Consider the following 8139-nt stretch of genomic DNA (forward strand, 5'->3'; position numbering starts at 1 on the left):
GATCGGGATGATCAGCCCGATCGCTTACGAACATTCACTCTCCGCGGCAGCTACAGCTGCTTGATCCCCTGTCCACTATTCGGGGTGAACCTCAGACGGCTTCCAGCACAGGTTTGACGATGTCGCGCAGCTGGGGACTGTAGATGGCCTTCCGCTGGTGCTCTTCCAGCAGGTGGTGGAAGACTCCCTCCCGCAAGCTCTCTTTGGTCGACCTCTCAGCGACCCCTGCGGAGGGGGGCGCGGCTTCGACATTGTCCCGCGCAACCTCCACGAAGAACTTGAGCTGCCTGAGGTTGTGCAGCCACAATTCGCTCTCATCACTCATCGCAATGCCTCCTCGCCGATGCAGTCGCCCACTGGGCGATGCGATTTCGTGTCAAACCGTTCGACAGATAACCGTGCAGGCGACATGGCCTGTTACAGCCAAAACGCCATTGATTGGCGCATTGCACGTTCGTCGGCACTCGCTTCTTATACGGCTGGGTCTACGAATCGAGTCAGAGGCGAACCAGGCCGCCGCCAAACTGTGCGGTTGGCCAGGTTCGGGTGCTCAAAAAGTCCTCGGACGTGACCACAGCCGGTTGACCGGGCAAAGTGCCGGCCGATTCGTGGGCGGCTGCGGGAGGTAAGTCGGGTACGGCTCTCGTCGCGCCCACACTTCTCGGTGATCGAAAATCAACCATCTCGGATCAGAAGCGGGTGGCGCACGCGTGCCGCCGATGCGCCCGGTGGGGCCGCCAGCGCAGCCAGGCCACGCCGGGTTGCGGAGCGGCGGCGCGCAAGCGCCGCCGCTCTTGAACCTATATGGCGAAATTCGGCAACCACTCGCGGAACGTGGTTGTCGTGGTTCAACTGATGCTTGACACACCGGACCGCTGGTCGGATCGCCCGGACGCAATCGCTCTTGGCAGGAGATCGAACTGAAAGCAACTGGGCTTCGGTACGACCCCTGTTCGGCTTCAGGTTGCCGACCGCGACGCTTCCGATCATAGACGGGTTGGTGCGGCGATGCCGAGCAGGCCGAGCCCGTGGGCCAGTGTGCGGGCCGCGAGTTGGCATACCGCGAGTCGGTTGCTTCGGGTCGGTTCGGGGGCGCCGATCACCGGGCAGGTGTCGTAAAACGTGGTGAACGCGCGGGCCAGCTCGTAGAGATAACCGGCAAGCCGGTGCGGTTCCAGGGTGGTGGCGACGTCGGTGACGACCGTGCCGTAATCGTCGAGGGTCAGCGCGAGTGCACGCTCGGCGGGTTCGATCGTGGCTGTGGTATCGACCGTGACCGGTAGTGGTTCCCCTGCCCTGCGCAGGATCGAGCACATCCTGGCGTGCGCATATTGGAGGTAGACGCCGGTGTTGCCGCCGAACGCGGTCATCCGCTGCGTGTCGAAGGTGTAGTCCTTGACCCGGGATGTAGACAGATCCGCGTACTTCACCGCGCCGATCCCGGCTTGTTCGGCAATAGCGTCGAGTTGGTCGGCGGGCAGGTCGGGGTTCTTGTCTGCCACTACTGCGCGAGCGGCAGCGACGGCGTCGTCGAGCAGGTCCATCAGCCGCACGGTGCCGCCGGCTCGGGTTTTGAATGGTTTGCCGTCGGGGCCGAGGATCGTGCCGTAGGCGACGTGGTCGACCGTGACGGTGTCGGTGAGCCAGCCTGCGCGGCGGGCGGCTTCGAAGACGAGCTGGAAGTGCAGCGCTTGGCGCGAGTCGGTGACGTACAGCAGCCGGTCGGCGCTCAGTTCGGTGATCCGGTAGCGGATGGTGGCCAGGTCGGTGCTGTCGTAGCCGTAGCCGCCATCGCTTTTCCGGGCCATTAGCACGGCCGGGTCGCCGTCGGGGCCGGTTACGGTGTCGGAGGCGATGACGACTGCACCGTCGCTGTGGATGGCGACACCTTTGTCCAGCAGTTCTGTGACGGTATCGGCGAGCAGCGGGTTGTAGAACGATTCGCCGGTGTAGTCCTCGGGGGTCAGCAGCACACCGAGCCGGTCGTAGATCGCGCCGAACGCCTTCTCCGATTCGGCGACGATCTCGTTCCAGCTGGCGACGGTCGGTTCGTCGCCGTTCTGGAGGGCAACGACGCGGGCGCGAGAGCGGTCGGCGAAGGCGGGGTCGGCGTCGAAGGCGGCATGGGCGGCTTTGTAGAGGCTGTCCAGCGCGGACACCGAGGATCCATCGGCGAGGTCATCGGTCCGCCAGGGCTGGTCGGGGTGTTCGTCGATGTATTGGATGAGCATCCCGAACTGCGTGCCCCAGTCGCCGAGGTGGTTGGCGCGCACGATGTCGGCGCCGAGAAAACCGAGGACGCGGGCGAGGCTGTCACCGATGATCGTGGTCCGCAAGTGTCCGACGTGCATTTCTTTGGCGACATTGGGCGCGGAATAGTCGATCACGATCCGTTGCCCGGCAGCGGCCTCGGCTATACCCAAGCGCGGGTCCGCGAGCCGATCGGCGATTCGGGACCACACCACGGAGTCGGTGAGGGTGATGTTCAGGAACCCTGGCCCGGATGGCACTGCCGCGGCTACCGGCGCGGTGGAGCCGTCGGCGGTCAGCTGTTCGGCGAGTTCGCCGGCCAGGTCACCAGGTTTGAGGCCGTACTTCTTTGCCAGCGGCAGTGCGGCGTTGGATTGGAAGTCGGCCCGATCCGATCGGCGCACCACCGGGTCGGCTCCCGCCAGTTCGGGGCGGACTCGCTCGATCGCCTCCGACACGGCGGCAGCGACAGTTGCGAGCAGCGGTGCGACACCGACAGAACTCACCGGGGTTCCCTTCATCAGTGGGGATCGAAACGGATGGTCAAGTATCTCAGGTACCACCAGCGAGTTCCGAGCGCGCCGATCGGTGTGGAGACAAGCGATATCTGTGTCCGTCGATCACGCGGACCGTTCCGCAGGTTGCGAGGGTGGTCATGCCGTACTGCACGGTCGAACACAGGTGGGATGTCGCCTGGTACCCGAGCCAATCCTTGCCGGCCGAGCCGTCCGGGGCCCGCACGAGCGTGTCGACCGCGGCGGCGAGCGTTGTCTCTGAGGCCGGTGCGCGGATTGCAAGAACAAGCCGTGCGACTGCTGCGGCGGCGCGGCGGCAATCGCGCTGGTAGCGTGCGGCGTTCCCGCCCAGAAATACATGTTCGGTGGTCAGTGCGTTGAGCAGCAGGCGTCGGGCGAAATGGCGGGAATTGAGCCAGGCAGGGTCCAACCGCACTGGTTCGGGAATGATGGCCGGTCCGGAGCGTTCGAAGCAGTCCAGGCCCACCGCGGCCTCGACATCGGCGCGGTCGGCGACGAGCTTGGCTTCGTAGTCAACCTCGGTGTCGACGGTGAGTCTGTGTTCGCGGTGCAGGTTGTCCACCGCTCTCACGAGCGCCTGCATCTTCTGGAAACCGGGCCGGGCGTCGGTGACCAGGACCAGATCGAGATCCGAGTTCGGGCCCGCGCGTCCCGCGGCATGGGAGCCGTAGGCCAGCGCGTATGTGCTGCGAGTCTTGGTGAGTGCACAGCACAACCGGGCGGCAGCGGCGAGCAAGTCGGGTGTTGTGCTCATCATGATCTGTCCCGAGGTAACGCGGTGAAGGGGTGGCGGCCGGCGTGGAAGTCGATGATGTGCACTCCGCTCGGTATCGCGGACCCGCCGTCGGGTAACTGGTAGCGATCCAGGAAAGCGTCCACGGCTGCGTGCAACGCGGTATCGGTCATCAGCTGCGGGTGGTGCTTGAAGTGCTCGCCGAAGAACCATTCCCGCCCTGCTGCCCGGTCCGGCGCATACGCGACACCTCCGAGTCGGGTGTGGGTAAGAGTGCCGAGCCCGTCCCGTTCTGCGTCGTGGAGCGCGTCCAGCAGCTGCCACCGCGTGTAAGCGCGACCACCGGCCGGGAACGACGCGACCTGCTCCCATGCCTGGGTTACCAGACGTTGTTCAGGGCTGTCGGAGTCGAACAGCCACACCAGTAGATGCCCGCCCGGCGCCAGCAGTTCGACCAGACGGCGCACGAATTCGGCCGCCGACTCCCGGGCCCGAGCCGGATCCATATGCGCGACGATCCCAGCAGGCGACATCGTTTCGAAGAACTCGCCGATCGGATAGCTCAGTGACCAGAACGACGCGACCAGATCGAAGCTTCCCGCCCGGTTTTCGCCGATCAGAGTAGTGACCGCGTCGCGTGTATCAGCTTGGAACGTGCGTGCGTCGGGGAATCGGCGCGCGGCCACGGCAACCATGGCCGCGCTGTAGTCGGCCAGTACCAACTCACTGGCATAGTCGGCCAGGACATCGGTAATCCGGCCCGTACCGCATCCGAATTCGGCAATCCGGAGAGCCGAAGGCGGCTGTCCGTAATGACGGGTCATCCAATCTGTTACCAGCTCTGGATCGGTGGCGCCGCCGAAGTAGTGCCGCAGCAGCAACTGGTCGTAGACCCCGTCGGCCTCGTACACGTCGCGGAATGCCGGAGTCGAGTTCATTGCTGGATACCTTCCACCTCGGCGGCGAGGTCATCGAGATATACGAGCACAGCACGCATATGGTTCTCGGTGACCTTCGGATTGTTGGCCATGAACCGCAGCGGTTGCAGTATCGCGCCGCGCCGCAGTCGGCCCAGGTCGTCGGGGACCGTGAATTGATGAAGATGCCACTGCCCTTGGTCGATGATCCGGTCGTGAATCGCGACATTGAGCGCATTGACCCGCGCGATCGCCGGGTCGTCGGCGACGCCGTCTGCGGTGATACCGACAGGCAGATACGCGAACGCCACCGCGGCCAGATCCGGGTCGTTGATCCTGACCAACCTCGGATGGGCGTCTACCAGGCCCGCGAACCGCGCGGCAGCGGCGACCCGGCGCTCGGCGAGGGCAGCCAGCCCGGCGCGGCCCTGACCGAGCATCATCATCCACAGCTTCAGGCTCAGCCACCCCTTGGTACCGATGAATGGAGTGACCTGGCCGAACGCGAAATCCTCCTGCATGATCAAATCCGAGTACGTCGACACAAGACGCAATACGGACGGGTCACGCACCAAAAGCGCGGACAACCCATACGGAATCGCCATGATCTTGTGCGGGTCGACAGTGACGCTGTCGAATTCGGCGATGCCGTCGACCAGCCCCGACAGCTGCGGGCTGAATGTGGCCAGCAGACCCCAGCAAGCATCGGCGTGCAACCAGATCCCTGGATCGAAATCCCGCACCGAGTCTGCGACCGCCCTGAGATTCTCGACGGTCTGAGTGCGGCTGTCTCCGGCGTAGGCGACCACCGCCATGACCGAACCCTTGTGCTCACGAAGGGCTTCGGTGAGCGCGGCCAGGTCATAGCGAAATCCGTCGGTGGCAACCTCGATCAGGTTCGCACCGCACCCGATCCAGGTCAATGCCGCCTTGACGCTGTAGTGGCCGATGGCTGCCGGCACAACGACCGCGCACCGCAAAGGGTCGTGCACGCCAGTGCGCATAGTGCCCGGCGTCGCATTTTCACGGGCGAGCATCATCGCCACACTATTGCTCGTGGTGCCGCCCGGGGTGATGAAACCGCCCACGTCCCATACCGAACGCACCTGCTCGACTGCCGGGTTGTCGTAGCCGAGCAGTTCACGCAACCACCGCACGGTGGCGATCTCGACGAACGTGGCCGATGGGCTGTCGAAGGACTGGTTGATCATGTTCTGTTGCGTCAGATCCGCCAACAGCGTGCCCATCAACGCACACTGGTCATCGCCGGTGTCACCGAATCCCATGAACCGCGGACTGGCCTCGTTCTTACACAGCGGTAGCAGCGTCGACTCGAACTCCGCCAGAACTGCTTCCGGGCTCATCGGTGCATCCGGAAGATCGGTCAGCAGCCGATCCCGAATCGCAGTGGCAGCCATTCTGCGCCCGTAGATGTCGGGCTGGGCCTTGAACCGTAGCCCTATGTCTAGAGCTCGATGCAGGAGCGCGGCCCGATGCGCGGCCGGGCGGTATGGATACGGCGAGGTATGAAATGTGGAGTGGGGTTGCTTCACCGGACGTACCTCCTCTAGGCGCCCTGGCCTGCGGCAAGCGCGTTCCGGTCGGCAGCCGTGGTAGGCGCCTCACCCGGCCCGGCTCAGCAGGCCTTACTCGTACCGACTTCGCTGGATTGCGATTTCGATGCCCCATTTCCTCACTGCCCCGCGGTGTTTCGGCAGAGTGGGCGCATACTCACGGTGTACTTACGCACACGCACACCCACGCGGACAGGAGCGCGGACAGTGACCACGGCCAAGACTCCGCCCGGCAATGAGCCCGCAGAACCACAGGTCAACGTCTTCGCACTCGAGTTGCGGCGCTGGCGCGACGTCCGCGGTCTGTCTCGGAGCGCATTGGCAGCCAAACTCGGCTACAGCCGTCCTTACGTATCCAAGATCGAGTCCGGGACGGAGAACCCTTCCCGCGAGTTCGCAGCATGCGCCGAATCGGCGCTTCAAGCCGGAGGCGCCTTGAGGACAGCATTCGCCGAGTTCACAGCCAAGCGGTCAACCGTCTCTCGCACGCCGGCCACCGTCCAAACAACCAACACAACCGGGTCTTTGTTGGTCGACCACGACGATGCGAGCCTGTCGTTCGACGGACGTGTCTATCGGCTGCGCCAGCGACGGCGGCTGATCAACGACGGCCCCGACCCGATTACCCGCTACCTCATCAGAATCTCCGTGGATCGCTACCCCGGCGACCCCGAACGATCCAACCAGCTCTACCAGGAGAATCCGCTGACCTGGGAAGAGATCGACCTGCACGCCTGGCACGGCGACCACCGGGTCGAACCGATGGCTTGGACCGCCCACCACGATCGCGACGCCTTCAAAGAAGTCTGGCTGTTGTTCGGCGAACCAGTCGGTGGGCGCCGCTTCCCGCTCTATCCCGGCCAGGCCTGCTGGATCGAATACGAATACACCGTGTCGGAGATCCACTGGGGCAACTGGTTCCAGCGCGCCGTCCGCCTGCCCACCAACCGGCTCTCGGTCCGACTGGACTTCCCGGCTGCACTCGAACCCTCGGTATGGGGGCTACAAACCTCTATGACCGCAGAAGGACAGCCGTTCCGCACACCCATCTCCTGCCGAGTAGATGAGGGACGGTGCCGGTACTCCTGGTCTACCGACCACCCGCCCCTGCATGCGCGCTACCGCCTCGAATGGGACTTCCGTGGCCGCAACGACGACGAGCGGACTCCACCCAGCAGAGTCATGGCAGGCCTGGGCATCGCGCAGGAGGGAGATGAGATTCTGCGCCGAATCGCACGTCCGTTTGAACTCCCCGCCGAAGCCGAAGACGCCCGTCGCGTGGTCGCCGAACTCAACTCGGCCGCCCAGCGCGTCGCACAGGCCCACGTATTCGGTAAGGGTATGGGCATCGCGGCACCTCAAATCGGTATCGGCAGAGCCGCCGCGATCGTGCACACCCCCGACGGCGACACCATCACTCTGTTCAACCCGCGCATCGTCGAAACCGGCGGCGGCGAAGATGATCAGTACGAGGGCTGCCTGAGCTTCTTCGACCTCAGAGGACAGGTACCACGCGCCCTGGCGATCCATGTCGAACACACCGATATCGACGGCAACACCCGAATCACCGTGTTCGAACGCGGAGTCGCCCGCCTGGTCGCCCACGAAATAGACCACCTCTACGGGCAGCTCTACCTCGATCACATGCGCCCCGGCGTAGAACCCATCCCCGTCGAACAATACCGAGCTACCGGAAAGAACTGGACCTACTGATCAAGTAGTCGACCACCACGCTGCGGTCGGATAGAAACAAAGGCGCCCCGGACCTTTCGGTCCAGGGCGCCTCAGCTGTGCTCGTACGCTCAGAGGTTCTTCGGGAGTTTGATGGTCTCCGTCGGAGCGTCCGCGTTACCCGTGCGGGGGAGCGTGGTGGTCGGGGCGTCGGCCGATGCGGCGGTCGAGGTGCCACCGGTGGGGCGCCGGGCCGGGCCGGTGGGGCGGGCCGGCTGACCGCCGCGGCCGCCGGTCAGGCCGAGCGCGATTCCGGCGATCAGCGCGAGTACGCCGAGGATGCCGAAGACGATCGGCAGGACACGGCCGAACAGCGACAGCTTGTCGATATTGTCCTTGGCCACCGCGAGCTGGGATTCCACGGTGTCGGTATCGAAGACCATGGTGGCCTTGAGCGC

At 64.7% G+C, this 8139-nt stretch carries 7 protein-coding genes; 1 reads left to right on the forward strand and 6 read right to left on the reverse strand.

Features of this window, described 5'->3' with window-relative positions; all coding sequences use genetic code 11:
• Positions 1 to 91: 91 nt before the first annotated feature.
• From ACLML9_RS26365 to ACLML9_RS26385, 5 genes are all read right to left on the reverse strand, one after another.
• Entirely contained in the window at positions 92 to 325 is a 234-nt protein-coding gene (locus ACLML9_RS26365; protein ID WP_411948043.1) for a hypothetical protein, read from the reverse strand.
• 661 nt (positions 326 to 986) lie between these two features.
• A complete protein-coding gene (gene argS, locus ACLML9_RS26370) occupies positions 987 to 2756 on the reverse strand; it encodes an arginine--tRNA ligase (protein WP_411948044.1) in 1770 nt (589 codons plus the stop codon).
• Between the two features lie 46 nt (positions 2757 to 2802).
• Positions 2803 to 3540 carry a hypothetical protein gene (locus ACLML9_RS26375; protein ID WP_411948045.1) on the reverse strand — a complete coding sequence of 246 codons (738 nt, stop codon included), beginning with the start codon at positions 3538 to 3540 and terminating at the stop codon, positions 2803 to 2805.
• Positions 3540 to 4457 (reverse strand): methyltransferase, encoded by a 918-nt coding sequence (locus tag ACLML9_RS26380; RefSeq protein WP_411948046.1) that lies wholly within the window; start codon positions 4455 to 4457, stop codon positions 3540 to 3542. The genes ACLML9_RS26375 and ACLML9_RS26380 overlap by 1 nt, the downstream gene beginning before the upstream one ends.
• Entirely contained in the window at positions 4454 to 5989 is a 1536-nt protein-coding gene (locus ACLML9_RS26385) for a pyridoxal phosphate-dependent decarboxylase family protein (protein WP_411948047.1), read from the reverse strand. Before ACLML9_RS26385 ends, ACLML9_RS26380 begins: the two co-directional genes overlap by 4 nt.
• Before the next feature lie 228 nt (positions 5990 to 6217).
• On the opposite strand from ACLML9_RS26385, the gene ACLML9_RS26390 reads away from it, so the two are divergent.
• Positions 6218 to 7723 (forward strand): peptide deformylase, encoded by a 1506-nt coding sequence (locus tag ACLML9_RS26390; protein ID WP_411948048.1) that lies wholly within the window; start codon positions 6218 to 6220, stop codon positions 7721 to 7723.
• Between the two features lie 89 nt (positions 7724 to 7812).
• Here ACLML9_RS26390 and ACLML9_RS26395 read toward each other — a convergent pair.
• A partial coding sequence (locus ACLML9_RS26395) for a porin PorA family protein (RefSeq protein WP_411948049.1) occupies positions 7813 to 8139 on the reverse strand: 327 nt, incomplete at its 5' end.

It is taken from the genome of Nocardia sp. NPDC002869 (genome assembly GCF_046764065.1).
Lineage (GTDB): Bacteria > Actinomycetota > Actinomycetes > Mycobacteriales > Mycobacteriaceae > Nocardia > Nocardia rhamnosiphila.

Coding starts and splice junctions, on each gene's coding strand:
- ACLML9_RS26365 (WP_411948043.1), bottom strand. CDS start 325: ATGAGTGATGAGAGCGAATTGTGGCTGCACAACCTCAGGCAGCTCAAG.
- ACLML9_RS26375 (WP_411948045.1), bottom strand. CDS start 3,540: ATGAGCACAACACCCGACTTGCTCGCCGCTGCCGCCCGGTTGTGCTGT.
- ACLML9_RS26380 (WP_411948046.1), bottom strand. CDS start 4,457: ATGAACTCGACTCCGGCATTCCGCGACGTGTACGAGGCCGACGGGGTC.